The 16845-nt window shown below is 37.2% G+C and carries 12 protein-coding genes and 1 pseudogene; all 13 read left to right on the top strand.

From position 1 onward, the window contains the following. Window positions 1–26 precede the first annotated feature (26 nt). The 13 genes and pseudogenes from P9E47_RS10095 to ppdK all read left to right on the top strand — a co-directional run bounded on the left by P9E47_RS10095 (window position 27) and on the right by ppdK (window position 16613). Window positions 27–1433 (top strand): FAD-binding oxidoreductase, encoded by a 1407-nt coding sequence (locus P9E47_RS10095; RefSeq protein WP_326163341.1) that lies wholly within the window; start codon window positions 27–29, stop codon window positions 1431–1433. Continuing rightward, a complete protein-coding gene (locus P9E47_RS10090; RefSeq protein WP_003332859.1) occupies window positions 1430–2770 on the top strand; it encodes a (Fe-S)-binding protein in 1341 nt (446 codons plus the stop codon). Before P9E47_RS10095 ends, P9E47_RS10090 begins: the two co-directional genes overlap by 4 nt. 40 nt (window positions 2771–2810) lie before the next feature. After that, window positions 2811–4553 carry a nitrilase-related carbon-nitrogen hydrolase gene (locus P9E47_RS10085; protein ID WP_326163340.1) on the top strand — a complete coding sequence of 581 codons (1743 nt, stop codon included), beginning with the start codon at window positions 2811–2813 and terminating at the stop codon, window positions 4551–4553. Window positions 4554–4677: 124 nt separating this feature from the next. Then, window positions 4678–6783: a sensor histidine kinase gene (locus P9E47_RS10080; RefSeq protein ID WP_003332861.1), complete on the top strand. Its 2106-nt coding sequence runs from the start codon at window positions 4678–4680 to the stop codon at window positions 6781–6783. Beyond that, window positions 6780–8147, top strand: coding sequence for a sigma-54-dependent transcriptional regulator (locus tag P9E47_RS10075; RefSeq protein WP_003332862.1), 1368 nt, complete (start codon window positions 6780–6782; stop codon window positions 8145–8147). Before P9E47_RS10080 ends, P9E47_RS10075 begins: the two co-directional genes overlap by 4 nt. Before the next feature lie 219 nt (window positions 8148–8366). Beyond that, the gene (locus P9E47_RS10070) at window positions 8367–9017 is read left to right on the top strand and encodes an ABC transporter permease (protein WP_003332864.1); all 651 of its coding nucleotides are present in this window, start codon (window positions 8367–8369) and stop codon (window positions 9015–9017) included. 18 nt (window positions 9018–9035) lie between these two features. After that, entirely contained in the window at window positions 9036–10040 is a 1005-nt protein-coding gene (locus tag P9E47_RS10065) for an ABC transporter ATP-binding protein (RefSeq protein WP_326163338.1), read from the top strand. Between the two features lie 10 nt (window positions 10041–10050). Further along, window positions 10051–10788 (top strand): ABC transporter permease, encoded by a 738-nt coding sequence (locus tag P9E47_RS10060; RefSeq protein WP_035198423.1) that lies wholly within the window; start codon window positions 10051–10053, stop codon window positions 10786–10788. Window positions 10789–10808: 20 nt separating this feature from the next. After that, entirely contained in the window at window positions 10809–11753 is a 945-nt protein-coding gene (locus P9E47_RS10055; RefSeq protein WP_326163336.1) for a glycine betaine ABC transporter substrate-binding protein, read from the top strand. Between the two features lie 51 nt (window positions 11754–11804). After that, window positions 11805–11951, top strand: a pseudogene (locus P9E47_RS10050) (MmgE/PrpD family protein); the annotation flags it as partial. An 84-nt stretch (window positions 11952–12035) separates the two neighbouring features. Next, window positions 12036–12950 (top strand): alpha/beta hydrolase, encoded by a 915-nt coding sequence (locus P9E47_RS10045; protein WP_326163334.1) that lies wholly within the window; start codon window positions 12036–12038, stop codon window positions 12948–12950. Between the two features lie 182 nt (window positions 12951–13132). Further along, entirely contained in the window at window positions 13133–13948 is an 816-nt protein-coding gene (locus tag P9E47_RS10040; RefSeq protein ID WP_003332871.1) for a pyruvate, water dikinase regulatory protein, read from the top strand. Window position 13949: 1 nt separating this feature from the next. Continuing rightward, entirely contained in the window at window positions 13950–16613 is a 2664-nt protein-coding gene (gene ppdK, locus P9E47_RS10035) for a pyruvate, phosphate dikinase (protein ID WP_326163333.1), read from the top strand. The last annotated feature ends 232 nt before the right edge of the window (window positions 16614–16845 follow it).

Genomic DNA, 16845 nt, shown 5'->3' with positions numbered 1-16845 from the left:
ATGCTTCATAGGGGAGTGGAAGAAAATTGAATAAACAAATATTCCAAGCGATTAAAGAATTTATACCTGAAAATAGACTGTTTACTAAATTAGAGGATTTATATTCTTATAGTTATGATGCTTCATTCGGACAATATTTACCTGATCTGGCGGTTCAACCAATTGATGCAGAAGAAATCAGCAAAATTGTTAAACTAGCAAATACATTCCTTGTCCCAATTTATCCACGAGGCTCGGCAACTTCCTTAAGTGGTGGTTCTCTACCGGTTGAAGGTGGAATCATCCTTGACATGTCCCAAATGAGTAAAAAACTTGTGATTGATAAAGAAAATTTACTAGCCATAGCATCACCTGGAGTGATAACAGCCAATATCCATCAAGAGGCCGAAAAAGTTGGATTATTTTATCCCCCGGATCCCAGTAGCTCCCATGTATCAACGATTGGCGGGAATTTGCTTGAAAATTCAAGTGGGCCTAAGGGGTTAAAATATGGGACAACAAAGGAATATGTAATCGGTCTCGAAGTCGTTACACCAACCGGAGATATTGTTAGAACAGGTGGAAAAACGGTAAAAAACGTTACTGGCTACGATTTAACGCGGTTAATCGTTGGTTCAGAAGGTACGCTGGGAATTGTAACCGAAGTAATCTTACGTTTAATCCCGAAGCCAAAGGCAAGGAAAACATTGCTAGCTACATTTGGACAACTTGTCGATTCGGGATATGCGATTACAAACATCTTGTCCAATGGAATATTACCCGCTGCAATGGAGTTAATGGATAATTCCTGTATAAGGGCTGTAGAAAATTATCAGCCAACAGGTTTACCACTTGATGCTGAAGCACTACTAGTTATAGAAGTAGACGGTCATCCTTTAACTATTGACGAAGAGATAAAAGCTTGTGAAGAGATCTGCCTCTCAGTAGGGGCAACTACTGTCAAGGTTGCAAAAACAGATAAAGAGCGGGATGAAATTTGGAAGGCTAGAAAAATGGTGTCGCCCGCGATTACTCAATTGGGACCTACTAAAATTTCGGAGGATGCAACTGTACCACGAAGCCAAATTCCAGCGATGATGGAAAGACTAAAAGAAATTCGAGAAAAATATAATCTTACATTAGTAGTGTTTGGTCATGCCGGGGACGGTAATATGCATCCAAATATTATTACAGATAAACGAAATAAAGAGGAAATGAAGAGAGTAGAGAACGCAGTTAGTGAAATTTTTGAGGCAGCAGTTCAACTAGGCGGTACTTTGTCTGGTGAGCATGGAATTGGAATACTGAAAGCGCCTTATATGGAGATGGAGCTTGGCAAAGCGGGTCTTGAATTGATGAGATCTATTAAACAAGCTTGGGATCCTAATAACATCTTAAATCCTGGAAAAATTTTTCCGAAACCAGGAATAACAAAGGTGGTGCTAACGGATTGACAGTGGTAAAAAAAGAAATGAATCCAATACCAGATGATTTGCATTCCAAAAAGCTTTTTGAGTTAACGTATGAAGATACAAACAAATGTATTCAGTGTGGATATTGTTTGCCAGTATGCCCAACATACAAAATGATGGGAAAAGAAACGGCTTCACCTCGTGGTCGGATTAACTTGGTAAAAATGGCTGCAGAAAGAAAGATCGATATAGAGGAACATTTGGCTGAACCGATTGATTTATGTCTAGGCTGCAGGGCTTGTGAAGTAGCCTGCCCGGTTAATGTTCCATATGGTCATATTTTGGAATCGGCTAAAGAAGTCATAACGGAAAAACAAACGAAACAGAATCATATAAAAAGGCAAGGAAAAATTAAAAAGCTTGTGTTAACAAAATTATTTCCTTATCCAACAAGAATGAGAGCAGTTGGTAATATGTTCTGGCTCTATCAAGCGTTACGCGTAAACAAACTTGTCCAGAAAACAAAGATCATCGAGAAAATTTCTCCCTCTATGGCTCAATTTGAAAAAGTTCTTCCAAAATTGGAAAGTCCAACAAAACGAAACCAAATTGGTCAAGTCATTCCAGCAAAAGGCACAAAAAAAGCAAGAGTCGGCTTCTTTATCGGCTGTATAATGGATGGCTTAATGTATAAAATTAATCGCCAATCAATTGAACTATTATCCTTAGCCGGTTGTGAGGTGGTCGTTGTTCAAGAGCAACAATGCTGCGGTGCCCTACATTCTCATCAAGGTATGAATAAAGAGGCGAGGGGATTAGCAAAGGCGAATATTATTGCATTTGAAAAAAGTGGTGCTGATTACTATGTCAATAATGCTGGTGGGTGTGGGGCCATGCTCCATGAGTATGATCATTTACTTGATGATGAGCCTGAATGGAAGGAGCGGGCCCGACAATTTGTGTCAAAAACAAAGGATATTAGTCAACTGCTAGTTCAATTTGGTCCACTTCCATTTAAAAAAGACTGGGAGGGGATCATAACTTATCAGGACTCTTGTCACCTTCGTAATGTTCAAGGAATAATTGAGCCGCCAAGGCAGCTTTTAAAGTCAATTCCAGGTGCAATGTATATAGAACTTAAAAGTAGTCATATGTGCTGTGGTTCTGGAGGAATCTATAATCTTCTTCATTTTGAAGAATCGATGATGATCTTGGATGATAAAATAAAGGATATTTTAAGTACGAAAGCAAGAACCATTGTGACAACGAACCCCGGTTGCTTACTTCAAATGAATTTAGGTGTAGAAAGAACTCCAAGTGCCGTTCCGTTACGAAGTCTTCATTTAGTAGAAGTTCTTGCGGAAGCTTGTGGACTTTAAAAATAACTTTCATAAGGGAGTTTATGGAGGGAGTGTTTTAATGAACACGAATAATAATTCATTTAAGGTTGCTTGTATACAATTTAATCCGGTCTTAAATGAAAGGGAAAAAAATATAAAGGCTTTATTTGCTGTAATAGAAGAGGCTGCTCAACAAGGTGCAAAGCTTATCATTACACCTGAGATGGCAACAACAGGGTATTACTATAAAGATCGAAAGGCGATTGCTTCATTTGTAGACCTTATACCCGGACATACAACAGCCTTCTTTGAATCATTGGCTAAAAGCTATAAAACTTTTATCGTTATAGGCATGCCTGAACAAGATTCGGAAACAGGACTATATTACAACTCAGCGGCATTAATAGGTCCAGACGGATATATTGGTAAATATCGCAAAATCCATTTATGGGAAAGTGAAGCGCACTGGGCAGCGATTGGAGATTTAGGTGTTCCGGTATTTGAAACTGAAATTGGAAATATTGCAATCAATATTTGTATGGATTCCGTTTTCTTTGAATCAGCAAGATTAGCTGCTGTTCAAGGTGCTAATATTCTGGCATTTCCTACTAACTCTAGCTCCCAAACCATTTCATTACTACAGGATCGGGCTGAAACAAATGGTTTATATGTCGTAAGCGCAAATCGCTCAAATTGCGAAAATGGGCACCACATGGTTGGCGCAAGTGCCATCTGGTCACCTCTGGGTGAAAAGGTGGCGGAAGCCCCATACATTCCAACACCGGAACAGTCAGTTCATGAACCATTAATTTTATTTGGAACGATTAATAAAGATCTTTATCAAAATCCCGGAAAAGAACGGTTGCGTGAACGAAGGCCTGAAAACTATAGAGAGCTCATGCTGTACATTGCCCCTTGGGATTTTACAAAAAGTACGGTAACGGAAAAAATTACAGCTGCTATTTTTCAAACTGAAATCGTTCCTTTAGATAAAAAACAAAATCTTGCCAAACATAAGCAACTAATAGAGGAAACCGTCACTAATTTAAGACAAAAGGGGAACAAGCTAGATCTAGTTGTATTTCCGGAACTGGCAATGACTGGAACAGTTGCGGGGATTCCTATAGAAGAGATTATGGGATTAGCAGAAACGGTGAATGACATTTTTATAAAACAATATAGAGACTTAGCAAAAAGGTGGAACATCCATATTGTCTTAGGATTCTTAGAAAAAGAGAAATCATTGCTATACAATTCAGCAATCGTAATTGATGAATTTGGAGAGGTTATTGGACATTACCGGAAAATACATCTAAATGAGGAAGAGAAAAGGTGGGCAACACCGGGGGAGAAAATTGAGGTTTTTGACACCAACAGTATAGGCAGAATTGGAATAATGATAGGAAATGATGCTGCTTTTCCCGAAGTAAGTGGTATATTGGCCGTAAAGCGGGCGGATACAATCATCATTCCTTCTAATTGGTATGGAGAGTTTGGAAAGGAAAGAGAAATAAATAAAAATGTTTCAGTCAATCTCTACCCTGAAGGGGCCCTAACAACATGGGATGCGATTGCATTAGGTAATCAAGCCTATGTATTGGTAGCTAATTCAATAAAGAAGGAGGGAACTGTAGGTGGAAGAAGTGGCATGTACACGATTGACCCACTTTATGGATTAGACCAGCCCGTAATTGCTGCAAACAATAACGAGGAGAGCCTCATCGTAAATTACGAAACTTTGCAATCTGATTGGTGGATTAATCAAGAAAAGGTAATTGCTCTTAGACAAACAAGGGATTACAAGCCCCTTGTATTATTCTAAATTATGAGGGGATGACATAATACAGTCATCCCTTTAAAGTTTGTAATATTAAAAAAGTTATAAAAGTATGCTAGTATTATAATTAACCTTATATGAATCTCCTTAACAAATTGGAGTGAAATAAATGAAACAATTTTTTCGTTCAAAAATTACAAAACGATATTTATTAATCACACTACTCCTTACTTTATGTGCACTTTCGCTTCTATATTTGATAACTACTCAGGTGATGAACAAATCTGTTAGTGAGGAAAAAAATTATAGGAATGAGTTGATGGCGCAGACGGTTGGAAAGAAAATGAATTATATTTTTTCTAATATAATAAACGAGTTGAGGGTTTTGTCTGAGTATGCTTTGAGGGTGCAGGAAGGAGAAGTAATAGATATTGAAGAGGCGGAAAAGATTATATCACGTAATCCATTATTTCTTCACAGCAAATTAGTGGATGAACACGGTGATACCTTATTTGCGATACCAAATGTTTATATCTCCGATTCCCCAAAGTCTGTTGATATATTTGACCGTTTATCATGGAGCAAAACATATTATATCTCAAATTTATTTTCATTAGAAAATGGAAAAAAAGTTATTGCAGTATCGGTTCCGATCATTGACGAACATGGTTTATTTAAAGGTGGAATTATTGCCTTTATTAATTTAGATGTTTTATCACAGTATTTAAATCAAGTGAAAATTGGAGTTGATGGTGTAAACGCTCTCATTGATCGTGACGGAAATGTTATAAGCCATAGTGATTCATCGTTTATTGGAACGAATATTGCAACACATCAGCTTGGAGACTACTTATATAAGAATAAATCAGGAATTTGGGAAGGGGATTTATTTAATAAAAGGATGTTTTTTGCTTATCAGCCAATCCAATTAGGTAATTTCGGTATTATTGTAGGGGAGCCGATTCAGCAAGCTTTAGCATCGACAAAAAATGTTCAGGAATTATTATTGAAAGGATTTTTAACAGTCACATTACTGACGTTGATTTTTACATTTTATGCAACGTCCAGATTTGTGGAACCAATTACACATTTGACGAAACAGGCAAGGGAATATAAGGATGGATTTCGTCAGAGCTTTCAAATCATCAAAACAGGAGATGAGCTCGAAACCTTATCTATAACAATGGATGAGATGGCTAGAGAATTATCAAAAAGGCAGAAAAAGTTAATTAATATTTTAGAATCCATACCTTATGCTGTTATTACAATTGATAAAGAAGGAAATATAGTAACTTTTAATAAAGGTGCAGAACAACTAACTTTATTCAGTAGGAAAGAAGCGATTGGGAAAAAAATCATAGATTTGCCAATAAAGAAATCGAAGGATGAATTTTTTGTATGGCAAACGGTTCAACTGGGGAAAGAATTTAATGAAGTGGAAAGTGAGATTTATGATAAACAGGGACAAACTCACATTATTAATATATATTCTTCCCTATTTTATGATGATAAGAATCAAAATATGGGAACCCTTCTTATTTTAAGAGATGTAAGTGAAATTAAAAGGATAGAAGCATATTTAAAACAATCGGAGCGTTTAGCTTCACTTGGACAGTTAACAGCCGGAATTGCGCATGAAATAAAAAATCCCTTAGGGATTATTACAGCAGCAGCCGAAGCAATAGAGTTGGAGTTGCAGGAGGAGAATATCGAAATAGACGTTTTAAAGGATATGACACAGGATATTATTGAAACTGCTGAACGAATGAATCTTCTATTAACTGATTTTCTTAAAATGTCAAAAGGAGAAAGTAAAGATTTAAAAGCTAAGGTCAATATGCTTTCTTTAATACAGGAGCTTTTATCATTATTACGAAATAAGCTTGATGAGCATCAAATAACGGTACAACTAAATAACACGGTGAATGAAGTGCCATTTGTAGGAATTGAGAAAAAATTAAATCAAGTATTTTTGAATATCTTCCTTAATAGTATCCAAGCAATGGAGAATGGTGGAGTTTTAACTATTTCAGTAACTGAAAGGATAAGGGATTGGAAAATAGAGATTGAGGATACAGGAAAAGGAATTCCTGAATCGGAAATTAACTGGATTTTTAATCCATTCTATACAACCAAAAAAGAAGGTACTGGTTTAGGGCTGGCAATTGCCTATGAGATTATAACAGAGCATAATGGGAAAATTGATGCTTTTAGTAAGGTAGGTGATGGGACTATAATCAGTATTTATTTACCAAAGGAAGGTGGAGCAATATGAAAAGTATTCTTATAGTAGATGACGAGACGAAGCTCTTAAAAATATTTCAAACCTCCCTATCGAAGAAAAATTATCATATTTTAACTGCGGCAAATGGTCAGGAGGCCAGACGTAAAGTAAGTGAATTCGAGGAAATTAATATTGTTTTCCTAGATTTGAAGCTGCCTGATTGTTCTGGGTTAGATTTATTAGAGGAATTTGTATCGCTATACCCTTCAAAAATTTTTGTAATGATGACTGCTTATGGAAATATCGAAAATGCAGTTTTGGCCATGAAGGCTGGTGCATTTGACTATATTGTTAAACCAGTAAAACTTCAAGAAATTATTGTCGTCATTGAAAGAGCAATAGAATGGTTAAAAATAAAAGAAGAAAATCAAATCCTTAAGGAAAAATTAGAAAAAGCAGAGCAATCTGGGGAGTTATTAGGAACAAGTAAGGCGATGAAACAAATTCATCTTCTCATTAATCGTGTTGCGGCAACTGATGCCAATGTTTTATTGGAAGGGGAAAGCGGTACGGGAAAAAGCTTGATTGCGGAAACCTTGCATAAATTGAGTGACCGCTCCCACTCTCCTTTTATACCTGTTAACTGCGCTTCGATTCCGGAACAACTATTGGAAAGTGAACTATTCGGGCATGAAAAAGGGGCGTTTACAGGGGCCGTTTCCGCTCGAAAAGGAAAATTCGAAGCAGCAAATGGTGGAACAATTTTTTTAGATGAAATTGGTGAAATAACGCCTTCTTTCCAGGCGAAGCTATTGCAAGTTACACAAAGCAAAACATTTATTCCTGTTGGGAGCGATTCTATTAAACAAGTAGATGTTAGAATTGTTGTGGCTACGAATCGTGATCTAAAAAAGATGGTAGAAGAAGGACAGTTTCGGGAAGATTTATTTTACAGATTGAATATAGTTGATATTTATGTTCCATCATTGCGGGAAAGGAAGGATGACATTCCTCTCCTTGTTGAAAAGTTTTTAGACCGACATCGAAAAAAATACGGTCGTAATTTCCTTGCCTCAAGTGAAATAATGAGGATTTTAATGAGCTACCATTGGCCTGGTAATGTTCGAGAGTTGGAAAATGCAATAGAACGTGCCGTGGTTTTATGTCAGGGAGAACATTTATCTTTGGATGATTTTCAAAGAGAAATTCGCGAGACAAACATAGAACCAAGTGTCTTTGGAAACATGAAAGAACAAAATAAAACATTGCCGGAACAAATGGAAGATATTGAAAAACAGTTAATATTAAAAGCACTTGATGAAGCATTAGGGCAGCAATCTGTTGCTGCGAAGAAACTAGGAATTTCTAGGCAAAGCTTGTTATATAAAATGAACAAGTTCTTTCCGCATGAATGATCAGTAAAAGAACTAAAAAGGAATCAGCACTACATGTTTGTGGTGCTGATTTTCTTTTATTTATGGACAGGATTCTATTTGTAAAAATTTTTTACCAATTCTATTTAACTTCTTTACAAAAAATTCAGTATTTTCCCCGTTTTATTGTTCTTTTAAGTTGGCACAAAAGTTGCATATATAAATTGGCAAGAAAACAAAAAATCTTGGGAGGTGGATGTATTGGATATTATTGATTTTATTCAAGGAAACTGGCCAACTCTTTTTCAATTAACCTTAGAGCATATAAAGCTTGTAGGCTTAGCTGTAGGAGTCGCCGTTTTAACGGGAGTCCCCTTTGGTATATACATTTCACAAAAGGATTCCTTAGCGAATTTAGTCTTAGCTGTCGCAGGAATTATTATGACCATTCCTAGTATAGCACTTTTTGGGATTATGATTCCGATTTTTTCTATTATTAACCAAGGGATTGGGTTTGTTCCAGCAATCGTTGCCTTAATTCTCTACTCCCAGTTACCAATTATAAGGAATACGTATATCGCAATTAAAAACGTTGATCCCAATATAAGAGATGCTGCAATTGGAATGGGAATGACCACCTGGCAAAGATTATTCAAGGTTGAACTACCATTAGCACTCCCCGTTATTATGGCAGGGGTTCGGATGGCAATCGTCCTCACGATCGGAATTGGGGCAATTGCTGCCTACATTGGAGCAGGAGGGTTAGGCGTTTATATAGCTAGAGGGATCTCTACAAGCTATACCACAATGGTACAGGTTGGAGCTTTAGCCGTATCAATTTTAGCCATCTCGGTAGATTTAATTCTTGGGAGAATCCAAAAAGTAATTAGTCCAAAAAGAGTTCACTTATAAAAGAGGAAGGTGATATATGTGATTAAATTTGATAAAGTAACAAAGATTTATGAAAGCGATTCAAAAAAGGTAACCGCAGTTGATTCAATTAGTTTTGAAGTAAATCCTGGTGAAATCTGTGTCTTTCTAGGTCCATCAGGATGTGGAAAAACAACATTACTGCGTATGGTAAACCGATTAATTCCGATTACAGGTGGAAAAATTGAAGTCAATGGGCAGGATACCCAATCCTTAGACTTAATTAGATTACGGAGATCAATAGGATATGTTATTCAGCAAAATGGTTTATTCCCAAACCTTACAATTGAGGAAAATATATGTGTTGTTCCTAAACTATTAGGATGGGATCGTGTAAAAATGAAAAAAAGATCAGATGAACTTCTTGATTTATTCGGGTTACAGCCTGACGAGTTTAGTAAGCGTTTTCCATGGGAGCTTTCGGGGGGACAGCAGCAACGAGTAGGAATTGCCAGAGCATTAGCTGCTGATCCACCGATTATGTTAATGGATGAACCTTTTGGTGCTCTTGATCCAATTATTCGAGAACATATTCAAAATGAGTTTTTAAAAATTCAGGAGAATGTTAAGAAAACCATTTTGTTTGTAAGCCATGATATCGATGAAGCAATCAGACTAGCAAATAAGATAGCAATATTTAAAGATGGTCATCTCATGCAATATGACACACCAGACGATATCCTTGCTAGCCCGAAAAATAAATTTGTCGAGGACTTTATAGGAAGTGACAGTTCGCTTAAACGTCTAACCTTACTGACAGTTAGGGATTTGTTGGAGAAATTAGGAAGGTTCAGAAAACAAACGAAATATGATCCACATCGAAGCCAGTCTACAATTCAGTTAAGTGATAATTTACGAACAGCATTATCTATTATTCTATCTTCTCATACAGGAGAAGCAGTTGTTCTAGGCCAAAATGGAGATAAATTGGGTGTATTAACTGTTTCTGATTTTGAATCTTTAACGTCAGTGCACCCGTCTGAAGTGACTGCAATACGTTGTTAGGAGGGATAATGTGAAAGGTAAAAAACTTGAAAAAATTGTCCGCATATTACTTTTGTTTATCGTAATGGCAATTGTTGTTTGGGCTTTTAAGGCCGGCTCGTTTGATTTTATGATGAATAACCCGGGAGACCTTCTTTATTTAGGAGGGCAGCATATAAGATTAGTAGCAATATCTAGTTTGTTTGCTATCTTAATTGCAGTTCCATTAGGAATAATCATAACAAGACCAAAATACAAAAAATATGATTGGATTGTCATTAATTTTGCGAATGTAGGGCAGACGATCCCAACCCTTGCTATTTTAGCCTTAATCATGTCATATTTAGGCCTTGGCTGGCAAACTGCTGTATTTGCATTGTGGTTTAATTCCTTATTACCCATTTTGCGTAATACCGTTGCAGGCATTGAAAGCGTAAATCGCTCCATTCTTGATGCTGGGGAAGGAATGGGGATGACGAGAAAGCAAATTCTTTGGAAACTTGAAATTACGAATGCACTTCCCATTATTTTGGCTGGAATAAGAACATCAATTGTTATTAATGTAGGTTCCGCAGCTTTAGCATTTCTTATTGGAGGAGGTGGTTTAGGGGACTTAATCTTTACTGGGATCGCAATGTCTGATACAGGAATAATGCTTTCGGGTGCAATCCCTGTCATTTTCCTAGCAATCTTCTTGGACTTTATTTTAGGTATGTTTGAAAAAGTTGTTGTATCAAAAGGAATTCAACGTAATCTTGAAGCTGCATAACAAACAAAGGGGGATAAAGAATGAAGCGAATTTTCTTAGGATTTGTATTATGTATAGCAATGTTTGGTTTGGTTGCTTGTAGTAGTTCAAATAGCAGTAATAACGGTGAAGATCAAAAGGATCCATCTGTTGCTGCTGAACAATCAAAGGGAAAAATTACAATTGGTGGAAAGGACTTTACAGAGCAATTATTATTGTCAAAGATTTCTTCCATCTACTTAAAAGAGAATGGCTTTGATGTGGAAGAAGCTAGCAATATGGGAAGTACTGTTGTACGTACAGCGCTAGAAAACGGACAAGTTGATCTTTATTGGGAATACACTGGAACAGCCCTAGTAATTTATCAAAAGCAAGAGGTTGAGACAGACCCTGATAAAACATATCAAACTGTTAAAGAAATAGATGAGGGAAATGGATTGGTTTGGTTAGATAAAGCAGAAGTTAATAATACGTATGCACTATTAATGCGTAAGGATTTAGCCGATGAATTAGGAATCAACACGATTTCTGATCTTGCAAACTATGTTAATCATGATGCAAATGCATTAAAATTTGCGTCTAATGCTGAATTTTATGCCCGGGAGGATGGATTAAAAGGATTAGAAAAAAAGTATGGATTTAAATTCCCTGCAAAAAACGTAACACGTATGGATACCGGGTTACTGTATAATGCCTTAAATGATAAACAAGTAGATGTTTCTGTAGGATTTGCTACAGACGGCCGTATTAAAGGCTTTAATTTAGTGGCATTGGAGGATGATCAATATTTCTTCCCGGCTTATAATGCTGCACCTGTTATTCGTAAGGAAGTGGTAAACGATGAACTATCAAAGCTGTTAAATGAATTGTCAGCTAAATTGAATACTGAGACAATGATGACTTTAAATTATCAAGTTGATGTTGAACATAAAGAAATAGCAGAAGTAGCACGTCAATGGTTGACTGAAAATGGCTTGGTTAAATAAATATCCTTATCCATATAGGAAGGGGTTCATTAATCAGCTGGTGCAGCTTTTGTAAATGGGGTATTGGCTAATGCTCTTGATTTAGATGATGGACATAGATTAACCAAGGGCCATCCTGGTGCTGTCATTATCCCTGCAGTATTAGCTGCAGCAGAAGATGGGAGAAAAAAAGAGTGTCTTGTTACTAGAAAATATTGAACATATTGAGGAATTAGATTCTATTAATGATCTATTAAAAATTATAAATGACTAAAATATTTTTTAATATTGGAGGATGTTAACATGAAAGAACGTCAAATTAGCTTTTATAGTGAAGGATATAAATTAGAAGGAACTGTTTATTTACCTGATGATTATGTAGAAGGAGAAAAAAGACCAGCAATTATTCCGAATTCAGGGTATAACGGTTTTAACGAATTTTATCCACGTTTGTTTGCAAGAAATTTAACAGAGGCAGGTTTTGTTTGTTTAGGCTTTGATTACCGTGGTTTTGCCAATAGTGAGGGAGAAAACGGACGTGTTATCTTAGATGAACAAGTTGAGGATATTATGAATGCCATTACATTCTTACAGGTACAACCGGAGGTTGACTCTGAACGAATTGGATTAATTGGCTGGGGAATGGGTGGATCAAATGTTGTTCGGGTTGCTGCAAAAGACAAACGAGTAAAAGCGGTTGCTGCTCTAAACGGCTTCTATGATGGCGAACGTTGGTTAAAATCAATTCATTCTTATGTAGAATGGATGGAAATTGTAAAAACTGTAGAACAAGACCGTATAACTCGTGTTACAACAGGAAAGTCGGAGCTTGCAGACCCATTTATCCATTATCCATTGGACCCTGCAACAAATGATTATGTTCAAAAGGAATTAGCGCCACTTTCACCTTTTGGAAAACAAACTCAGATTCAATTTACTGATTCCATTATGAATATGAATGCGGAAAAAGTAGCTAAGGAAATTTCACCTATACCATTATTCGTTGGTCATGGAAAAGACAACTTACTTCATCCATTAGAAGAGTCAAAGGGACTATATGAAGCTGCCCAAGAACCAAAACAATTTTATTTAATTGATGGTAAACATAATGACTTTATGTATCATGAACATCCTGTTTTTCAGGCTCTAACTAGTGAATTAACGCTGTTCTTCAACACTAACCTAAATTTTTTAGCGAATAAGGTTGAGATTGCTTAATCATTTTGACGCTTTTAATTTTTTAGTCTAGAACAACAAGCCTGTAGAGAAAGCAAATTTTTCTCTGCAGGCTTTTCATGTTTTAGAAAAATTTTGTTTTTTTGTAATAAAAGGTTACGTATAATTTTTTGAATTGTATTACAATAAATGTGAGGTAAAAGCAGACAAGGAAGTGAGTGCTATTGAAAAACAGAGAAATAGTTTATATTGTTTCAGATTCAGTCGGAGAAACAGCTGAGCTAGTAGTGAAAGCAGTGGCAACACAATTTAACCGTGGTTATGTCGAAATCAAACGGCAGACATATGTTGAAAGCTTTGAAGATATTGAAGATGTGTTGGCGATGGCGATACACGGTTCTGCGATCATTGCTTATACAATCGTTATACCAACCTTAAAAGAATACTTAGATAAAAGAGCAAAAGATATAGGCATTCATGCGGTTGATTTATTGAATCCACTAATGGAAGCCTTTATCAACAAGTTTAATCAACAACCGAAATATCAGCCTAAATTAATGCGAAAGCTCGATGACGATTATTTTCGAAAAATCGAAGCAATTGAATTTGCGGTTAAATATGACGATGGCCGTGACCCGCGCGGAATCTTGAACGCCGATATTATTTTGATTGGTGTTTCACGAACGTCAAAAACACCACTTTCCATGTATTTAGCACATAAACGCTATAAAGTCGCAAATGTTCCAATTGTTCCCGAGATCAAGCCCCCGGACGAATTATTTAAAATGCCAAGAAATAAATGTGTTGGGTTGATCATCTCACCTGATAAATTAAATGCTATTCGCAAAGAACGCCTGAAAAATCTTGGATTAAAGTCCGAGGCCAATTACGCAAGCTTTGAACGTATTCTAGAAGAACTCGATTATGCAGAGAAGATTATGAAACGGATTGGCTGTCCAATCATTAATGTGTCTGACAAAGCCATTGAAGAAACAGCTGACTATATTTTAGATATTCTAAAAAAAGAGAGGAGTTCGTAAGATGAAAAAGTACGTTTATCTGTTTAATGAAGGAAACGCAAGTATGAAAGAGCTTTTAGGAGGAAAAGGCGCCAATTTGGCAGAAATGACCAACATTGGCCTCCCTGTTCCTTCCGGATTTACAATTACGACTGAAGCTTGTAATGCCTATTATGATTCAGGCAAAGCGATTTCCCCTGAAGTGAAAGAGCAAATTTTAATTGCACTTGAGAAGCTTGAACAACATACAGACAAACGTCTTGGAGATCCAACGAACCCACTCTTAGTATCCGTTCGTTCAGGCGCTGTTTTCTCAATGCCTGGCATGATGGATACAATACTTAATCTTGGTATGAACGATGAAACGGCCCGGGGAATGGCAGAATTAACGAATAATCCTCGTTTTGCCTATGACTCTTATCGTCGTTTCATTCAAATGTTTTCAGATGTAGTTCTTGGTGTTGATGTTTATTTCTTTGAACAATTGTTAGAAGAATATAGAGAGGAGAAAGGTTATTCATCTGACCCGGAACTAACGGCCGAGGATTGGCAGGAAGTTATTAAAGGCTATAAGGAAATTGTAAAAAAACGGACGAAAAAAGATTTTCCACAGGATCCGCGGGAACAGCTCTTTCTTTCTATTAATTCCGTATTTGATTCTTGGAATAACCAGCGGGCGATTGTGTACCGCCGTTTAAATAAAATTCCTGGCCATTTGGGAACAGCTGTTAATATACAAATGATGGTATTTGGAAATATGGGTGATGATTCCGGAACAGGCGTTGCCTTTACACGTAATCCATCTACTGGAGAGGCTGTCCTTTATGGTGAATACTTAATCAATGCCCAAGGGGAAGACGTTGTGGCAGGTATACGGACACCAAAACCGATCCTTACTCTAAAAGATGAAATGCCTACGGTGTATCAACAATTTGCTGATACATGCCATCATCTTGAACAGCATTATAAAGATATGCAGGATATTGAATTTACGGTTGAGCGGGGCAGGCTCTTTATCCTTCAAACCCGTACAGGTAAAAGAACGGCCCAAGCGGCGATTCGCATTGCTGTTGAAATGGTTGCGGAAGGAATTATAGATAAAAAGAATGCCATCTTGCGTGTTGACCCAGATCAATTAAATCAATTGCTTCACCGCCGTCTTGATGATAAAGTGGAGCGGAATCTGTTAGCTAAAGGCTTGCCTGCTTCACCAGGTGCTGCAACCGGTGGCGTTGTTTTTGATGCTGATGAAGCTGAAACCTTAGGTAATGAAGGGAAGAAAGTCATTCTTGTCCGTCCTGAAACAACTCCAGATGATATTCATGGTATTGTCGCTGCCCAAGCGGTTGTAACAAGCCGTGGTGGGATGACAAGCCATGCGGCCGTTGTTGCAAGGGGGATGGGAAAAGCCTGTATTTGTGGATGCGAGGACTTGAAAATAGATTTGAGCAAAAAGCAGTTTATTGTTGGTGATACGGTTGTGAATCATGGTGATGTGATCACAATTGATGGTGGTACTGGGGAAATTATGCTCGGTGAAATTCCGATGATTGAACCAGAGCTGTCAGATGAATTCAAGCTACTATTAGAATGGGCAGATGAAACAAGAAAATTAGGAGTTCGGGCCAATGCCGATAATCCTGTAGATGCCTTGAGGGCATTTGAATTTGGTGCCGGAGGAATCGGGCTATGCCGGACAGAGCATATGTTTATGGATCCAAAACGAATCCCGATTGTTCAAAAAATGATCCTTGCAGAAACATACGAAGAGCGTAAGGAAGCACTTGACCTGTTATTGCCGATGCAGCAAGGAGATTTTGAAGGCATTTTTGAAGCGATGCAAGGCTTACCTGTTACAATCCGCTTACTAGATCCGCCACTTCATGAATTCTTACCTGACAAAGAAGAGCTTCTAGTCGAAGTGACGAAATTACAAATTACGGACCCAGATAATGAAGAACTCCAATACAAAGAAAAGTTATTGAAAAAGGTAAATCAGTTGGCTGAATTCAATCCAATGCTAGGTCTCCGCGGCTGCCGTCTTGGTTTGATGCATCCGGAAATTTACGAAATGCAGGCAAAAGCAATTTTCTACGCAATTGCTACACTAAATGACAAAGGCTTACCAGTCAAGCCGGAAATTATGATTCCGCTTGTAGGGCATGTAAATGAATTAAAGGAAATGCGCGAGCTCGTCATCAATGCGGCAAATGAAGTGCAACAGGAAACGGGCAAGGAATTTAATTACCTTATTGGCACAATGATTGAAATCCCTCGGGCTGCCTTAACAGCAGATCAAATTGCGGAAGAAGCGGATTTCTTCTCATTCGGTACAAACGATTTAACCCAAACAACATTCGGTTTCAGCCGCGATGATGCAGAAGGGAAATTTTTACAAGCCTATATTAACCATAAAGTTCTGCCTGAAAATCCATTTGTCGTTCTTGACCAAGAAGGAGTCGGAAAGCTGGTGGAAACAGGAGTCAAATTAGGACGTCAAACCAATCCAACCTTAAAAACAGGTATTTGTGGTGAACATGGTGGCGAAAAACATTCCATTGAATTCTGTTACAATACCGGTTTGGACTATGTCAGTTGTTCACCATACCGTGTACCACTTGCACGACTTGCAGCGGCGCAGGCGACGATTAGAAATGATAAGATAATAGGAGAAGAAAAGATATAGGTTCAGAAATAAATAAAAAAAGAAGCTGGCTTCTAACTTGGGGGGCAGCTTCTTTTCTGGTTATATTTATATTTTTTGAGAATATAGTAATTGATTCTATTGTAGATTTTGGTATAATAAAAACATCGACAAGGAAAGCGCTTAACTTTTGTGTTTCCTTTTGATCTAATAATGTAAGTATATAATTATAAAATTAATCGTTTAAGGAATAAATTAAGGTATACATTATAAG

Origin of the sequence: Schinkia azotoformans (assembly GCF_035811335.1) — a bacterium.
Classification (GTDB): Bacteria; Bacillota; Bacilli; order Bacillales; family Bacillaceae_J; genus Schinkia; species Schinkia azotoformans.
The sequence above is the reverse complement of the archived record's forward strand: the minus strand, read 5'-3'. Positions and strand labels throughout refer to the sequence as shown.

Coding starts and splice junctions, on each gene's coding strand:
- ppdK (WP_326163333.1), top strand. CDS start 13,950: ATGAAAAAGTACGTTTATCTGTTTAATGAAGGAAACGCAAGTATGAAA.
- P9E47_RS10055 (WP_326163336.1), top strand. CDS start 10,809: ATGAAGCGAATTTTCTTAGGATTTGTATTATGTATAGCAATGTTTGGT.
- P9E47_RS10080 (WP_003332861.1), top strand. CDS start 4,678: ATGAAACAATTTTTTCGTTCAAAAATTACAAAACGATATTTATTAATC.
- P9E47_RS10045 (WP_326163334.1), top strand. CDS start 12,036: ATGAAAGAACGTCAAATTAGCTTTTATAGTGAAGGATATAAATTAGAA.
- P9E47_RS10075 (WP_003332862.1), top strand. CDS start 6,780: ATGAAAAGTATTCTTATAGTAGATGACGAGACGAAGCTCTTAAAAATA.
- P9E47_RS10085 (WP_326163340.1), top strand. CDS start 2,811: ATGAACACGAATAATAATTCATTTAAGGTTGCTTGTATACAATTTAAT.